This window comes from Nocardiopsis potens DSM 45234, from assembly GCF_000341105.1.
Lineage (GTDB): Bacteria > Actinomycetota > Actinomycetes > Streptosporangiales > Streptosporangiaceae > Nocardiopsis_A > Nocardiopsis_A potens.
In genome coordinates, this window is sequence record NZ_ANBB01000049.1 from 1 (window position 1) to 15,266 (window position 15,266).

At 75.7% G+C, this 15,266-nt stretch carries 12 protein-coding genes; 7 read left to right on the forward strand and 5 right to left on the reverse strand.

Annotated elements, in window-relative coordinates; genetic code table 11:
* The first annotated feature begins 595 nt into the window (after positions 1 to 595).
* Entirely contained in the window at positions 596 to 1,540 is a 945-nt protein-coding gene (locus D459_RS0120320) for a LysR family transcriptional regulator (protein WP_026120589.1), read from the forward strand.
* Between the two features lie 148 nt (positions 1,541 to 1,688).
* Here the strand turns inward: D459_RS0120320 and D459_RS0120325 are convergent, their stop codons facing one another.
* The gene (locus D459_RS0120325; RefSeq protein ID WP_017594843.1) at positions 1,689 to 2,660 is read right to left on the reverse strand and encodes a LysR family transcriptional regulator; all 972 of its coding nucleotides are present in this window, start codon (positions 2,658 to 2,660) and stop codon (positions 1,689 to 1,691) included.
* 71 nt (positions 2,661 to 2,731) lie between these two features.
* On the opposite strand from D459_RS0120325, the gene D459_RS0120330 reads away from it, so the two are divergent.
* Complete coding sequence (locus D459_RS0120330) at positions 2,732 to 3,706, forward strand: EamA family transporter (protein ID WP_017594844.1); 975 nt, start codon at positions 2,732 to 2,734, stop codon at positions 3,704 to 3,706.
* A 24-nt stretch (positions 3,707 to 3,730) separates the two neighbouring features.
* Here D459_RS0120330 and D459_RS0120335 read toward each other — a convergent pair whose 3' ends face one another.
* Positions 3,731 to 3,958, reverse strand: a complete 228-nt coding sequence (locus D459_RS0120335) for a hypothetical protein (protein WP_017594845.1) — start codon at positions 3,956 to 3,958, stop codon at positions 3,731 to 3,733.
* Positions 3,959 to 4,059: 101 nt separating this feature from the next.
* On the opposite strand from D459_RS0120335, the gene D459_RS0120340 reads away from it, so the two are divergent.
* On the forward strand, positions 4,060 to 5,856 hold the full coding sequence (locus D459_RS0120340) for a hypothetical protein (protein ID WP_026120590.1): 1,797 nt from the start codon (positions 4,060 to 4,062) through the stop codon (positions 5,854 to 5,856).
* A 633-nt stretch (positions 5,857 to 6,489) separates the two neighbouring features.
* Entirely contained in the window at positions 6,490 to 7,770 is a 1,281-nt protein-coding gene (locus D459_RS0120345) for a carboxylate-amine ligase (RefSeq protein WP_017594847.1), read from the forward strand.
* 678 nt (positions 7,771 to 8,448) lie between these two features.
* Here the strand turns inward: D459_RS0120345 and D459_RS0120350 are convergent.
* Positions 8,449 to 9,102, reverse strand: a complete 654-nt coding sequence (locus tag D459_RS0120350) for an alpha-ketoglutarate-dependent dioxygenase AlkB family protein (protein ID WP_017594848.1) — start codon at positions 9,100 to 9,102, stop codon at positions 8,449 to 8,451.
* Positions 9,103 to 9,653: 551 nt separating this feature from the next.
* Here D459_RS0120350 and D459_RS0120355 point away from each other — a divergent pair.
* On the forward strand, positions 9,654 to 10,802 hold the full coding sequence (locus D459_RS0120355; RefSeq protein ID WP_017594849.1) for a magnesium and cobalt transport protein CorA: 1,149 nt from the start codon (positions 9,654 to 9,656) through the stop codon (positions 10,800 to 10,802).
* Positions 10,803 to 10,848: 46 nt separating this feature from the next.
* On the opposite strand, the gene D459_RS0120360 is transcribed toward D459_RS0120355, so the two are convergent.
* On the reverse strand, positions 10,849 to 11,535 hold the full coding sequence (locus D459_RS0120360) for a DUF2848 domain-containing protein (RefSeq protein ID WP_017594850.1): 687 nt from the start codon (positions 11,533 to 11,535) through the stop codon (positions 10,849 to 10,851).
* A gap of 127 nt (positions 11,536 to 11,662) precedes the next feature.
* Here D459_RS0120360 and D459_RS0120365 point away from each other — a divergent pair, with 127 nt between their 5' ends.
* A complete protein-coding gene (locus D459_RS0120365) occupies positions 11,663 to 13,009 on the forward strand; it encodes an MFS transporter (RefSeq protein WP_017594851.1) in 1,347 nt (448 codons plus the stop codon).
* Between the two features lie 35 nt (positions 13,010 to 13,044).
* Positions 13,045 to 13,866 (forward strand): carbon-nitrogen hydrolase family protein, encoded by an 822-nt coding sequence (locus tag D459_RS0120370; RefSeq protein WP_017594852.1) that lies wholly within the window; start codon positions 13,045 to 13,047, stop codon positions 13,864 to 13,866.
* A 311-nt stretch (positions 13,867 to 14,177) separates the two neighbouring features.
* Here D459_RS0120370 and D459_RS0120375 read toward each other — a convergent pair whose 3' ends face one another.
* A complete protein-coding gene (locus tag D459_RS0120375; protein ID WP_017594853.1) occupies positions 14,178 to 14,804 on the reverse strand; it encodes a GntR family transcriptional regulator in 627 nt (208 codons plus the stop codon).
* Positions 14,805 to 15,266: the final 462 nt, after the last annotated feature.

Genomic DNA, 15,266 nt, shown 5'->3' on the forward strand with positions numbered 1-15,266 from the left:
GGGCGCCCCCGCCTGCGCCCGGTCCCCGCCGCGAATCGGGCATACAGGGATAAGGCTCCCTGGTGGGTCCGGGCGAGCGGCCCGCCCCCTTCACCGGCGCCGCCCCGCCCGACTCCCACCCTCGCTGCCCGTCTTGACCTTCGCTTCGCGGGGCGCCGCACCCGACCGACCAGCCGGTCCCCCTCCCGCCTTCGCCGCACGCTTGAACCCCCGCTCCGCGAGGCGCCGCGCTCGGGCGACCACGTTCGCCCCGGCCCTTCCTTGGCCGTCGCTGCCTGCTTTGACCTTCGCTCTGCGGGGTGCCGCGCCGAACCGACCGGCCGGTCCCCCTCCCGCCTTCGCCGCCCGTCTTGACCTTTGCTCTGCGGGGCGCTGCGCCTGACCGGCCGGCATGCCCTTTCTCCGTCGTCGCTGCCGGTTTGAGCCTTCGCCCCGTGGGGTGCCGTGCTCAGGGGGCGGGTGGGGAGGAACGGGAGCCGATGGGGTGGGACACGGGTGGTTCGGGTGGTTTCGGGGGCGGGGTGCAGCGGATCACGTAGCGTGGCGGGTGCCTGACGGCCGTTCGGGGTGGCCGGGCTGCCCTAGATTGTTGGACATGATCGATGTCCGGCGATTGCAGCTGCTCCAGGCGCTCGCGCAGCACCACACCGTCGCGGGGACCGCGGAGGCCCTGAACGTCACCCCCTCTGCCGTCTCGCAGCAGCTGGCGGCGCTCTCCAAAGAGACCGGGGTGGCCCTGGTCGAGCGGCGCGGGCGGCGCTTCCTGCTGACCGGTGCGGGCCGGGTGCTGCTCAAGCACGCCGACGTCATCTTCGCCGAGATGGAGAGCGCCGAGGCGGACCTGGCCGCCTACACCGAGGGCAGCGTCGGGGTGGCCCGGGTCGGCTCGTTCGCCACCGGCATCTCCGACCTGCTCGGCCCGGCCGTGGCGGCGCTGAGCCGCAGCCACCCCGGGTGGAGCTTCGAGATCGTCCAGGCCGAACCGGAGGAGAGCACCGAGCTGCTGCGCACCGGCGCGCTGGACATGGCGGTCACCATGTCCTCGGTGCACCTGCCGCCCAGCGGCTCCACCGAGTTCCGGATGGACCCGATCATGGTCGAGCCGTTCGACGCGGTGCTGCCCTACCACCACCCGCTGGCCTCCTCCACCGACCTGGAGCTCGCCGCCGACCTGTCCGACGTGGACTGGATCATGTCCGCGCCCGGCACCGCCTGGTACGACTGCGTGGCGGCCGCCTGCAACCAGGTCGGCTTCCAGCCGCGCATCGCGCACACCGTGGACGACTTCAGCGCGGTCATCGCGCTGGTCCAGTCCGGGCTGGGGGTGGCGCTGATCCCGCGGATGGGCTGGACCGGGCTGTCCGCGCCGCACATCGTGGTGCGCACCGTGCGCAACACCGCCCGCCGGCACATCGTCTCCCTCACCCGGGCCGGTGCCACCCCGGAGCCGCTGCTCAGCGCGGTCCGGGAGGCGGCGAGCAAGGTCCCGGTGCCTTCGGTGGGGCCGATGCTCTCCTCCGGGGGCGAGCCGGTCCGCTGACGGTGTTCCGCTGACGAGGCCCCGCTGACGGCGCTTCGCCGGAGGGTGATCCGCCGGAGGGGGATCCGTCGGGGAGTGCTCGGCGGGCGGGGCAGGGCACCCGCGGTGCTTCCGGCTCCGGGATCGGCGGTCCGGCCGCGGCGCCGGGTCAGCGCGGAGGAGGGGCGGCGTCCGCTTCGGCCCCGGACGCTTCGGCGGGAAGCGGTGCGGCGTCGTCCAGGACCTCGGCCGCGGCCGCGTGCAGCGCGCGGGCGACCAGCCGGGTGGGCTGCCAGGCCCAGGCGCCGGCCCGCCCCACCAGGTAGATCCTGCGGTGCCCGCCCAGCTCGCCCAGCGGCGAGTGGACCACCCCGCGCCGGGTGGCGGCCGCCAGCTTCGGCATCACCCCCACCGCGAGCCCCGCGGCGACCATCCGCTCCACCACCTCCAGGTTGTCCACCCGGTGGCCGATCTCCGGGGCGAACCCCGCCGCCGCGCACATCCGCCCGACCAGCTCGTCGTCGTCCCCGCCGCGGGAGTTGGCGATCCAGCGCGTCCCGGACAGCCTGCGCAGCCGGCTCCGGGTGAGCGGGCGGCTGTCGGCGTGCGGGTCGGCGGAGGGCTGGGAGAGCAGCAGCGGCTCGGTGCCGATCAGGTGCAGCCGGAGCGAGTCCGGGAAGCGGCGCGGGACCAGGCTGTACTCGTAGACCAGGGCCAGGTCGGCCCCGCCGTCCTGGAGCAGCGCGAGCGCCTCGTCCGGCTCGTTCTCGATGATCCGGACGTCGACCCCGGGGTGCTCGGCGCCGAGCCGGGACAGCGCCGGGAGCACCACCGGGGAGAGCAGGCTGACGAAGGTGGCCAGGTCCACCCGGCCCACCGGCTCGCCGTGCCCGGAGAGCTCGGCGCGGGCGGCCTCGACCCGGCCCAGGATGTCCACCGCGTACTCGGCCAGCCGGTGCCCGGCGGGGGTGAGCCGGACCCGCCGGCCGTCGGGCACCAGCAGTGGCACCCCGACCTCCTTCTCCAGGACCGCGAAGTGCTTGGAGACCGCCGAGGTGCCCATGCCCGCCACCTCGGCGACGGCGGCCATGGTGCCCAGCCGCTCCAGTTCCACCAGGAGTCGCAGGCGCGTCAGATCCATGTAGTGAAAGTACACGGTCCGTCCGCCTATGGTCTGTGGACAGAAACAAACGGGATAGGTCCAATGGTCGGGTGTTCACCTCCTTCCTCTCCCGCGCGCGGGTCCAGGGCCCGCGTGTGCCGGCCCCCCTGCTGGTCCTGGTCGGCATGTTCTCCCTGCACACCGGCAGTGCCTTCACCGTGCACCTGTTCGACGAGGTCGGCGCGCAGGGCGCCACCTGGCTGCGGCTGACGTTCGCGGCGCTGATCCTGATGGTGATGTCGGGGCCGTCGCTGTGGACCGCGGTGCGCCGCGCGAGCCGCCGCGAGCTGGGGTCGGTGGTGATCCTGGGCACAGTGAGCGCGGGGATGATGGCCTTCTTCTCCGAGGCGACGGCCCGGATCCCGCTGGGCACCGCGACCGCGCTGGAGTTCCTCGGCCCGCTGGTCGTCGCGGTGGTGGCGATGCGCCGCCGGAGCGAGACGGTGTGGATCGCCGCGGCGGTGCTCGGGGTGCTGCTGCTGACCCGGCCGTGGAGCGGCGCGGCCGACCCGGTCGGCATCGGCTTCGGGCTGGCCGGCGCGGTCACCGTCGCGCTCTACATCATCCTCACCCAGAAGGTCGGCTCGGCCTTCCGCCCGGTGCACGGCCTGGCGCTGTCCATGCTGGTCGCCTCGGTGGCGGTGGCCCCGATGGGCGTACCGCAGGCGCTGGCCGACCCGCCGGACCCGTGGGTCCTGGCCTCCCTGGTCGGCATCGCGCTGATCTACCCGATCCTGCCGTTCCTGCTGGAGATGGTGGCGCTGCAGCGGATGAGCCGGTCCGCGTTCAGCGTCTTCGCCAGCCTGGAGCCGGCGGTCAGCCTGGTCATGGGCATGCTGCTGATCGCCCAGGTGCCGACCCTGGTGCAGGTGGCGGGGATGATGCTGGTGGTGGCCGCGGGAGCGGGCGCCGCGCGCAGCGACCACACCCCGGGGCCGCCGGAGCGGCGGGACCGGGACCGGCCGGGCCGCCCCCGGCGGCGCCTCCGCACGGCGGTGCGCCGACGCAGCCTGGAACCGGCCTGACCGGGGGCGCGGCGGGGCGCGGGCTCAGCGCTCCCGCCGGCTCCCGCCGTACTTCTTGTGCACCGCCTGCTTGCTGATCCCCAGCACCATCGCGATCTCCGACCAGGTGGCGCCCTGGGCGCGGGCCCGCCGCACGTGCAGCGAGAGCAGCCGCTCGACCTCCTCGCGCAGCGCGACGGTGGCCATCAGCGCATTGATCGGAGACTCGTCGTTGACCGATTCGGCCAGTCGGGCGACCCTGTCCTGCTCCATGCTCCTTACGCTACGCGCAGCCGGGCCCCGGCGGGAACCGCGGCCGCGCGGCGGCTCCCGTCCGCTCGGGTCCGTAAGATCCACTAGGGTCGGGATCGACCATGAGCGAGAATTCTGATCTAGAGCTCCTGCGCCGCTTCGAACCGGTGCTCAAGTACACCTCGGGGGAGCTCTTCTTCCCGACCGACGTACGGCGCTATGTCGAGTCCTGCAGCCTGTGGGTCGAAGAGGACGGCAAAGAGCGCGAGGTCGTCCCGGCCGGCGAGCTGACCCTCGAACGGCTGGCGCGGGCCGAGCGGGAATGGCCGGGCCGCTACTCCCACCTCAGGTTCGTGCAGGAGGCGTCGCTGCGCGCCGAGGCGCGTCGGTTCCGCCGCACCGCGCGGCCGGTGATCCCCAAGCACGGTCGGCTCGCCGCGGTCGGCCTCCTCGGCCGGCTGCTCGACGTCCTGGTCAAGTTCTCGCTGCTCATCCGGGGCGCGGTCCCGGGCGGCGTGGCCGCGGCGGCCGCCACCCGGTACCGGGACCGGGTCGACGACGGAGGCGCCAGCTACTACGGCAGGGTGGTCCGCGAAGGCGGCTACACCATCCTGCAGTACTGGTTCTTCTACGCGATGAACGACTGGCGCTCCATCTACGGCGGCGTCAACGACCACGAGGCCGACTGGGAGAAGGTCACGGTCTTCGTGGTGGAGGAGGACGACGGGTCGGTCCGGCCGGTCTGGCTGGGCGCCTCCTCGCACGAGTACCGCGGGGACGACCTGCGCCGCTCCTGGGACGACCCGTCGCTGCACCTGCAGGGCGAGCACCCGGTCGTCTTCCCCGGCGCCGGCTCCCACTCCCACCAGCTGCTCCCCGGCGACTACCTGATCCAGGTCGACCCGGCCATGCTGCGCGGGGTGATGCGGATCTGGCGCACGGTGACCCGGTGGCTCTTCCCCCGCGGCGATTCGACCCGGCACGGCATCGGGGTCCCGTTCGTCGACTACGCGCGCGGCGACGGCATCGCGGTGGGCCCCGGCGGCGACCGCGAGTGGACCCCGCAGATCATCGACGACACCACCCCGTGGGTGCATGGATTCCGCGGCCTGTGGGGGCGCGACACCCGGGACTTCTTCGACGGCGAGCGAGCCCCGAGCGGCCCCCGCTACGAGCGCGACGGCACCGTCCGCCGCTCCTGGGCCGACCCGCTGGAATGGGTCGGCCTGCAGAAGGTCTCCCCGGACGACGGCGCGGCCCGCGCCCGGCTCCAGGCGCACACCGCCGACCTGGAGGAGCGCATCCGCGCCGCCGACGCCGAGATCGCGGAGGGCCGGGAGCGGCTGCGCCGGCTCTCCGCCGCCCGGATGGTGCTGCAGCGCAGCACCTACTCGCGGCAGCGCGCCGACGAGCACGGCCGCGCCATCTCCTCCGCCGAGCGGGAGCTGGCCGAGACCTACCGCGAGCGCGCCCTGATGGCGGACGAGCTGGAGGCGCACCGCGAGGCCCTCGCCTCCGACCGCCCCCTCGTCCCGGGCCCCACCGACCACCTGCGCGCCCCGCACCTGCCGTTCACCACCGGCAAGCAGCGCACCTCGCGCTTCCTCAGCGTGTGGGCCACCCTCAGCACACCGCTGCTGATCATCGCGCTGGGCGCGACGCTGCTGCTGCTCAAGGGCACCTACACCTTCCCGGCGATGCTCGGCGTGGTGCTGGTCTTCGCCGCGTTCGACGCCCTCGCCCGGCGCAGGTTCATCTCCTTCATCACCGGCCTGGCGGTCGTCATCGTCGCGGCGGCCGTCATCGTCGGCATCTACCTGGCGTTCGCCGCCAACTGGCGGATCGCGATCCTGGTCCCCACCGGCCTGATCGTGGTCGTCCTCCTGGTGGTCAACATCCGCGACCTGATCCGCAAGTGACCCCGGTGCGCCGCCGGTCCGGCACCGGCGGCGCACACCTGGCCGGCCCACTGCCGCCGGGGCGGCCGGGCCCGCTCCGTCGGCCCCGGAGGCCGCGGCGCCGCTGAGCGGCCCGCCCCCGCGCTCCGCCGCCGGACCCCGGTGCCCTGCGGGCGCCCGCCCCGGCGGCGGGCCGGCCCCCCGGGCGCCGCCCGGAAGGGCTCCGGCCGCAGCCGGCCGGCTGCGGACCCCGGCCCGGGCCCGTAGGCTCCCCGCCCCGCACCCGCCCCGGGACGTTCCGGCGCCGCGCCCCTGCGGCCCCCGCACCGACCCGTACTCCGGCCCAGCACACACGGCCGAATCGGACAACTCCCCGCGGCGACCGGTTCCGGTCACTCCCCGTGTGTCGAGGGTGACGTGTCGTTGTCGAGTGGAAGGGGTTTCCGTCCCCGGAGGGGAGGTCGCCGCGGACGGAACCGGGGTATCACCACCAGTCGACGCCCCGAAGGGACGTGCCAGGCGGGTCCCGCGGCGCGTCCCGCCGGGAAGCGGCAGCACCGGCGCTCCGCGGCCGGACCGCCGACCGGCAGGGCGCGCCAAGGATCGAGGCCGCCCTCCGGCGCCCCGGCCGGAGCACTCCCAAGCGAGGAGCCGATGATCGAATCCGACCGCCCGCGCTCCGGGTCCCGTCCCGCAGCCGCGCACTCCGCAGCCGCGCACTCCCCGTCCCGGCAGCCGGGCACCCTCCACCGGCCCTTCCAGGAGGAGGCGCCCGACCGGGTCGCCCCTCCCGCACCGGCGCCGAGGCCGGCCCCGGCGCCCACCTTCGGGGTGGAGGAGGAGTTCTTCGTCGTCGACCCGGAGACCCGCCGGGCCGCCCCGCTCGCCCCGGCCGTCCTGGAGTCGGCCGCCCTGTCCCGGCACGACGGGGCGGAGACCGGGAGCGCGCTGTGCGCCGAGATGACCCGCTTCCAGGTCGAGGCGGCCAGCCCGGTCTGCAGGACCGGGGACGAACTGGACCGCTGCCTCGCCCGCGCCCGCACCGCGCTCGCCGAGGCCGCCGCCGAGCACGGGCTGGCGATCACCGCAACCGGGACCGCGGTCCTCGGCGACGTCGGCTGCGCCCCGCTCACCAGCGGCGCGCGGTACCGGAGGATCGCCGAGGAGTTCGGCGCGCTCCGCGACGCGCACGCGGTCTGCGGCTGCCACGTGCACATCGGGGTGCCCACCGTCGCCGCGGCCCTGGAGGCGGGGAACCTGCTCCGCCGCCGGCTGCCCGCGCTGCTCGCGCTCACCGCCAACTCGCCGTTCCTGCGCGGCAGGGACACCGGCCACGCCAGCTGGCGCGCGGTCACCTGGTCCCGGCTGCCCTCCGCCGGGCCGCCGCCCCGGTTCGCCCGGACCGGTGACTACGACCGGGCCGTCGCCGAGCTGGCGGAGGCCGGCGCGATCCTGGACCGGCGAATGGTCTACTGGGACGTCCGCCCCTCGCCGCACCTGCCCACGGTGGAGATCCGCCCGTGCGACGTCGCGGCCACCGCCGAGGAGGCGGTGCTCACCGCCCTGGTGATCCGCGGCCTGGTCGCGGCGGGCGCGGACGGCACCGGGGACGGCCCGGAACCGGACGACCGGCTGCTCCGCCTGGCCATGTGGCGCGCCGCCCGGGACGGGCTGGAGGGCGCCCTGCTGGACCCGGCCACCGGCGCCGCGCTCCCGGCCCGCGCCGAGGTCGAGGCCATGCTCGCCGCGGCCGAACCGGGGCTGGCGTCCGCCGGCGACCGGGCCCGGGTCGCCGCGCTGTACCGCAGGGTCGCCGCGGTCGGCTCGGGCGCCCACCGCCAGCGGGTCGCCTACACCCGCCGCGGCCGCATGTCCGACGTGGTCGACCTGCTCATCCGGCAGACCCGCCACGGCCTGGACGCGGCGGAGGGCTGACCCGGCCCGGGGCGCCGCCCCGGCCGTACGCGCAGCCGCCCGGGGCCGGGCCCCGGCGAGGGGCCCGCTCCGGCGGCCGGGGCCGGCGGACCGGGAGGAGAGGGGGAGTGAAGGGAATACGTCCATGCCTCCGACGGTAGGGAGCGGACCGGACGGCCGACAGGGCGATCTCCGGCCCTGTGGACGGCGCCCCTGTGGACAACGCGCCCTGTGGACGGCCGCCGTCTGTGGAGGGCGGCCGGGACCGCCCGGTCCTCTGCAGCGGCCGGCGGCGCACGGGGCCCACGGCCCGGTCGGTGTCCGGGCGGCCGCTCTGCGGCTCGTGGTCCGGCATTCCTGGGGCCCTCCGGCTCGGGTGCCGGAGAGCGGTTGCGCCAGGTCGGCATCGTTCCGTGCCCGGAGGCCTCCACGGGCGACCGGTTCACCGTCTTCTTCGAGGCCCCGTTCCGGGGCGCGCTGGAGCCGGACGGCGCGGAAGGCGCGCGGGCGGCGCGCCGCGCCTCCGGCTCCGTGCCCACCGGTCCGGGACCGCTCGACCCCGTCCGCATCCGTCCGCATCCGCCTGCGAAGATCTCCTCCACCGGAACGAGCGGGCCGCGGCCGGTCCGCCGGTGCCCGCGGAGGAGCCGCGGCCGGCGGACCGGTGCCGCGCCGCCCGCTTCCGCGCCGCGCGGCGGGTCAGGCCAGGCCGGAGGCGCGGATGGTGATGTTCAGCCGGCCGGCGGCCATGCCCAGGCCGGGCGGGGCGGTGCCGGGCAGGGTGCGCGGGACCCCGTGGTAGGCCCTCCGTGAGGGGCCGCCGAAGACGAACAGGTCACCGCTGCCCAGCACGACGTCGGTGTAGGGGCGGGTGCGGGTCTCTGTGTTGCCGAACCGGAAGACGCAGGAGTCCCCGAGGCTGAGCGAGACGACCGGAACGTCCGCCTCCTCCTCGCGGTCCTGGTGCATGCCCATCTTCGCCTCGGCGCCGTAGAAGTTGACCAGGGCGACGTCGAACGGCGCCGCGTCCGCGGGCGGCGGGGCGCCGTAGGCGGCGGCGACCCCCTTCCGGGCCAGCTCGCCGAGGATCCCGGGGAAGGGCGGGACCGGCCGGCCGTCCGGCAGCTCGGTGCCGTAGCGGTAAGGCTCCCAGAAGAGCCCCAGGGCGGTCATCCGGACGCTCATCAGCCCGCCGCGCGGCATCCGGTGCCGGACCATGCCGCCCGGGCCGCTCGCCCAGGCCCTGCACCGCTCGACCAGGTCGCGCTGGTCGTCGAGCGGGAGCCAGCCGGGCAGGTGCACCGCGCCCGGGGCGACCTCCACCGGGTCCGCGCCGAACAGCGGCTCCCCCATGGGCGGCCCGCTCATCGGCGCCCCGCAGGCCGGCGGCTGTTCCGGGGCACGGACGGCCGGGAGCGGCGGCCCGGCCCCCGGCGCCTGCGCGGGCGGCCGCCCGCCGGACCGGCGCCGGGGCGTTCCGCGGACCTGCGGCGCGGTGCCGGGGGTTCGGACCGGGCGGGCGGCGCCCCTGCACGGGGGTCACCGCCCCGGATGCGGGCCCCGAACGGTCGGGTGCTCATGCCCCGATTCGATCATGCGGGAGCCGCCGAAGGCGAGCGGGATCGACCCCCGCCGGGAGGGGGCCGCGGGACCGGACTCCGGCTCCGCTCGCCGGGAACGGCGCGGGGCCCGCGCGGAAGCCGCTCGGGCCTGGTGCGCGGTGTCCGCTTCGGCCGTGACGGCGTGCCGCCCTGGATGCGGCGGAGTGCGGGGCCGGGTGGGGAGCCGGTGCCGCCCCGAGGGCCCGGAAGGGGCCCGGTGCCGGACCCGCGGGTCCAGCGCGGCGGTGGAGGCGGGGCGCCGGCGTCCGGCTAGGGTCGGCGCGGGGGAAGGGGAGGTGCCCGATGCCGCGGAACAGCCGCCTCGACCTGCTGGCCGAGAGGCTGGCGGAGCAGCGGGAAGAGGGGACGGAGGCCGAGTCCGCCCCGGAGTTCCTGATGGCCCGCCGGCGGGAGCGGCGCCCGTCCGGGGCGGAGGGCGCGGTGGAGGCCTCGATCTACGTCCGCGGCGCGCCCGCGCCGCCGCCCGCGGACCCCGCCGACCCGGCCGAGGTCCGCCGCCGGTTGGAGGCGGAACCGGAGGCGGTGGCCTGGATCCGGATGGACCGGCCCTCCACCGGCCGGCTGATGGCCGCGGCCCGGGAGTTCGGCCTGCACGAGCTCGCCGTGGAGGACGCGATCGTCGCCCACCAGCGGCCCAAACTGGACCGGTACGGCGACACCCGGTTCGCCGTGCTGCGCGCGGCCGGCCCCGGCGGCGGCGCCGACGAGGTGCGCTTCAGCGAGGTGCACGTGTTCACCGGGCCCCGGTTCGCCATCACCGTGCGGCACGGCGACGCCCCCGACCTGGAGGCGGTCCGCCGCCGGCTGGAGGGCGACCCGCAGCTGCTCGCGCTGGGCCCGCAGGCGGTGCTGTACGCGGTCGCCGACCGGGTGATCGACGACTACGCCCCGGCCGTGGCCCGGCTGGGCGAGGCCGCCGACGAGGTCGAGTCCCGGGTCTTCGCCGGGGACCCCGAGGCCTCCCCGCGGGTGCACCGGCTGCTCCGCGAGGTCATCCTCTTCCAGCGGGCCGCCGACCCGCTGCTCGACGTGCTCCGCCGGGGCCTGGAGCAGGACGCCGGGGACGAGGAGCTCCGGCACCACCTGCGCGACGCCGCCGACCACGCCGAGGCCGTCGCCGAGCGCGTCGACGGCCACCGCCAGCTGCTGCAGAACGTGCTCCAGGTCAACGCGACCCTCCTCTCACTGGAGCAGAACGAGAAGATGCGCCGCCTCACCGAGTCCGACGCCCGCCAGGCCGACAACGCCAAGAAGATCTCCGCCTGGGCCGCGATCCTCTTCGCCCCCTCGCTGATCGGCTCGGTCTACGGGATGAACTTCCGGCACATGCCGGAGCTGGGCTGGGCGCTGGGCTACCCGATGTCGCTGCTGCTGATGCTCGGCATCGGAGTCGGCCTGTACGCGCTGTTCAAGGTCCGCCGGTGGATGTGAGGGCCGGGGGCGGGGGTGCGGCGGCGGGGCCGCCGGCCGCCCCGGGTCAGCCGATCGGCTGCGGCATGGCGGCCACCCGGTAGCCGAGCCGGATGGCGTCGCCGGTCGCGGGGTCGCCCAGCTCGACCCGCCAGCCCTCGGCGAACTGGTCGACGCCCTCGGCCATCGGGATGGTGCCGGAGATCAGCACGGTGCCGGGCAGCAGCTCGCCGCGCTCGCGCAGCACCTCGACCCAGTAGTCGGGGGTGAGCAGGTCGGCGAGGGTGCCGTCCTGGATCAGGGTCTCCTCGCCGCCGTGGGCGACCCAGGCGCGCAGGGTCAGCCCATCGATGCGCGGGCGCACGTCCTCCAGCCGCCAGGCGCGGCGGGCCAGCACGTCCGGGCCGGCGTTCTTGCTCCACGCCACCCCGTGCACCTCCAGCTCGCGGTCGGTGTGGTCGCAGGCGGCGGTCAGCAGCAGGTCGCCGCCGTCGTCGACGACCAGCGCCCACTCGGCCTCGCCGGAGGTCCGCCCGTGCTGGGCGTCCACCCGGTCGGTCTGCCGGGCGAGGTAGGGGGAGACGGGGTAGAGCGCGGGGACGGCCGAGGGGGCGGGCACGCCGAGCTCGGCCAGCTCGGCGACGTGCGCGGCGACGTCCTCCTGGCTGCGCCCGGCGTATCCGGCGTTGAGCAGCCGCTCGACGGTGGCGATGCGGGTCGAGCCGTCGGGGAGCTCGAAGGAGAGTGCGGTCACGGGGTGCCTCCACGGGGTGTCGAAAGTGGTCCCGGTCTCATGCGAGACTTGCGTACACGACCTGTATACAATAAGTATGCCGAAAGGTCGATGCGGCCCATTCGGACGTCGAGTAAGGACGGTTGGCATGCAAGAATCCGCTCCGGCGGGGAAGTCCCCCTCCGCAGACCGCGGCGGTGCGCGCCGCGCGTTCGTCGCCAGCCTCGCCGGGACCTCGCTGGAGTGGTACGACTTCGCGATCTACTCGGTCGCGGCGGCCCTGGTCTTCGGCCACCTCTTCTTCCCCGCCGAAGACCCCTTCACCGGGACCCTCCTGGCCTTCTCCACCTACGCCGTCGGCTACGTCTCCCGCCCCCTCGGCGGCTTCCTGTTCGGCCGGCTCGGCGACCTGATCGGGCGGAAGAAGGTCCTGATCGCCACGCTGATCATGATCGGCGCCGCCACCGTGCTGATCGGCCTGCTCCCCTCCTACGGGACGATCGGCGTCGCCGCGCCGATCGCGCTGGTGCTGCTCCGCTTCGCCCAGGGCGTCGCGGTCGGCGGCGAGTGGGGCGGCGCCGTCCTGCTGTCCAGCGAGTTCGGCGACCCCAAGCGGCGCGGCTTCTACGCCTCGGCCGCGCAGATCGGCCCGCCGGTGGGCAACCTGCTGGCCAACGGCGTGCTGGGCGGGCTGGGCGCGCTGCTCACCGACGACCAGTTCCTCGACTGGGGCTGGCGGGTGGCGTTCCTGCTCTCCGGCGTGCTGGTCCTGTTCGGCCTGTGGATCCGGGCCAAACTGGAGGAGACCCCGGTCTTCCAGGCGATCGAGGCCGAGCAGAAGCGGCCCGAGGCGCCGATCCGCGAGGTCTTCACCGAGCACCGCCGGGCCCTGGTCGCCGCGGTGCTCAGCCGCGTCGCCCCGGACGTGCTCTACGCGATGTTCACCGTGTTCGTGCTGACCTACGCCACCCTCGAACTCGGCATGGACCGCGGCTCGGTGCTGGCCGCCGTGCTCATCGGCTCCTCCTGCCAGGTCCTCCTGATCCCGCTGGCCGGTGCGATCTCCGACCGGGTGGACCGGCGCCTGCTCTACGGGCTGGCCGCGGCCGCCGCCGCGGTGTGGCCGTTCGTGTTCTTCCCGATGATCGGCGGCGGGAACTGGTGGGCGCTGGCCGCCGGGGTGGTGGTCGGCCTGGCCGTCCACTCCTTCATGTACGGGCCGCAGGGCGCCTTCGTCTCCGAGCAGTTCCCGCCCCGGGTGCGCTACATCGGCTCCTCGCTGGCCTACACCTTCGGCGGGCTGATCGGCGGCTCGATCGCGCCGCTGCTGTTCACCGCCCTGCTCGGCACCTACCACTCCTGGACGCCGCTGGCCTGCTACATCGCCGTCGCCGGCCTGCTCAGCATGCTGGGCCTGTGGCTGGGCCGCGGAGCCGGCCACGCCGAGGCCGAAGAGGAGGAGCTCGCCCCCGCCGAGGCGCGGGACGCCTCCTGACCACCCCGAACGCCCGACGACCCCGCGAGGAGAACATGCGCATCGCACTGGCCCAGATCAGCACCGGCCCCGACCCCGAGGCCAACCTGGAGCTCATCCGCGCCCGGACGGCGGAGGCGGCCCGGGCCGGGGCCCGCCTGGCGGTCTTCCCCGAGGCCGCGATGGCCTGCTTCGGCACGCCCCTGGCCGAAGCGGCCGAACCGCTGGACGGGCCGTGGGCGGCCGAGGTCCGGCGGATCGCCGAGGCGGAGGGGGTGGCCGTCGTCGCCGGCATGTTCACCCCGGGGGAGGGCGGCAGGGTGGCCAACACCCTGCTGGCCGCCGGGCCGGGCGTGCACGCCGGCTACGACAAGATCCACCTCTACGACGCGTTCGGCTACACCGAGTCCAGTGCGGTCGCCGCCGGGTCGCGCCCGGTGGCGATCGACCTGGACGGCGTCCGCATCGGCCTGGCCACCTGCTACGACGTGCGCTTCCCCGAACTGTTCCGGGCCTATGCCGACCTCGGCGCGCACGCGGTGCTGCTCGCCGCCTCCTGGGGCGCCGGGCCGGGCAAGCTCGAGCAGTGGCGGCTGCTCACCCGGGCGCGGGCGCTGGACGCCACCCTCTGGGTGGCCGCGGTGGACCAGGCCGACCCGGAGGCCGCGGGCGTGCGGGTCCCCGACCCGGCCGCCCCGACCGGCATCGGGCACAGCGCGCTGATCGGCCCGGACGGGACGGTGCGCGAGGAGCTCGGCGCCGGCCCCGGCCTGCTCGTCGCCGACATCGACCCCGACGAGGTGCGCCGGGTCCGCGACGCGCTGCCGGTACTGGCCAACCGCCGCCCCGACGCCCTGGCCCCGCCGACCGCCGGATAGCGCGCGGCCGGGGCCCGGCCCGTCCGGCGCTCGCCCGCGCCTCCTCCGCCCCGAGAGGGGAGCGGGGGAGGGCCGGGCCGTGCTCGGACCGGAGGGGCGGGGAGCCGGAGGAGGCGGTCCCGGCCGCCGCCCGCTCCGAGCGGACGGGAAAGGGGGCGGCGTTCTGCGATCCGCGCCTCCCGCCCGGCGGCCGGGTCGAACCGGGAGCGGGCCCGCCCTCCCGGGGCGGGCGCTCCTCCGTCTCCGCCCTTCCGCCAGGCGGTGCCCGAGCGGGGCGGGAGCCCGGCCGGCGGCGCCCCGGGCCCGGCCGGTCAGCCGGCGAGCAGGACGCCGCGGGTGCTGCCCAGGTGGGCGTCGATGGCGGCGTGCGCGGCCGCGACGTCCCCGGCGGCCAGGGCGTCCAGGATCGCCCGGTGCTCGGCGATCACCTCCTGGCGACGGCCCGGGGCGCTGTACAGCGCGACCATCCCGGCCCTGATCTGCCGGCTGCGCAGCCCGTCGTAGTGCCGTTCGAGCAGGGAGTTGCCCACCGCCCGCACCACCGCGGAGTGGAACCGGTGGTCCACGTCGATGAACTCGCGGGACCGGTCGGCGTCCATCAGGTCGCCCTGCTCCTCCAGTAGCCGCTCCAGCTCCCGCACCGGGACCGCGTCGTGCTCCACCACGTACTGCGCGGCGTAGCGCTCCACGATGCCGCGCAGCTCCATCAGCTCGCCGATCTCCCGGGCGGTCAGCCGGGCGATGTGCGCGCCGCGCTTGGGCACCAGGCTGATCAGGTCCTCGGCGGCCAGCAGGAGCAGCGCCTCCCGGATGGGCGTGCGGGACACCCCGATCGTGTCCGCGATCTCCTGCTCGGAGAGGAACCGCCCCTGCATCTCGGGGTCGGTGAGCACGGTCTCCTTGAGGTACTCGTAGGCTTTCTCGCGGCCGGAGGCCAAGGCCCGCTCCCCCTCGTCATCTTGTATACGGATCGTATACAGAGCGTACCATCGGCCGCACCGCCCCGCGGCCCTCCCCACGGCGAGGATCTCGACGCCGGGGCCTTATCGGAGCGCGGTGGTTTCCAGTGTCCGCTGCAACACCGCACACCAGAGGAGCAGGAGGGGGACCGGGTGGTCGGTCGGGTGCGGCGCATCGCGGAGTGCAGGTCAAGGCGGGCGGCGAAGGCGGAAGGGGGACCGGCCGGTCGGTCGGGTGCGGCGCATCGCGGAGCGAAGGTCCAAGCAGGCGGCGACGGCAGCGGTAGGGACGGGGCGCGAGTGTCACCCGGGTGCGGCGTCTCGCGGGGTCGGGGTTCAGGTGGGCAGCGACGGCGGCAGTGGGCACCGGCTGGTCGGTCGGGTGCGGGAGAGCGGGTCAGGGCGGTCGAGGTGGGCCGGGGTGGCGGGTTCGCCGTTCCC

Coding starts and splice junctions, on each gene's coding strand:
- D459_RS0120320 (WP_026120589.1), top strand. CDS start 596: ATGATCGATGTCCGGCGATTGCAGCTGCTCCAGGCGCTCGCGCAGCAC.
- D459_RS0120325 (WP_017594843.1), bottom strand. CDS start 2,660: ATGGATCTGACGCGCCTGCGACTCCTGGTGGAACTGGAGCGGCTGGGC.
- D459_RS0120335 (WP_017594845.1), bottom strand. CDS start 3,958: ATGGAGCAGGACAGGGTCGCCCGACTGGCCGAATCGGTCAACGACGAG.
- D459_RS0120340 (WP_026120590.1), top strand. CDS start 4,060: ATGAGCGAGAATTCTGATCTAGAGCTCCTGCGCCGCTTCGAACCGGTG.
- D459_RS0120345 (WP_017594847.1), top strand. CDS start 6,490: ATGATCGAATCCGACCGCCCGCGCTCCGGGTCCCGTCCCGCAGCCGCG.
- D459_RS0120350 (WP_017594848.1), bottom strand. CDS start 9,102: ATGGGGGAGCCGCTGTTCGGCGCGGACCCGGTGGAGGTCGCCCCGGGC.
- D459_RS0120355 (WP_017594849.1), top strand. CDS start 9,654: ATGCCGCGGAACAGCCGCCTCGACCTGCTGGCCGAGAGGCTGGCGGAG.
- D459_RS0120365 (WP_017594851.1), top strand. CDS start 11,663: ATGCAAGAATCCGCTCCGGCGGGGAAGTCCCCCTCCGCAGACCGCGGC.
- D459_RS0120370 (WP_017594852.1), top strand. CDS start 13,045: ATGCGCATCGCACTGGCCCAGATCAGCACCGGCCCCGACCCCGAGGCC.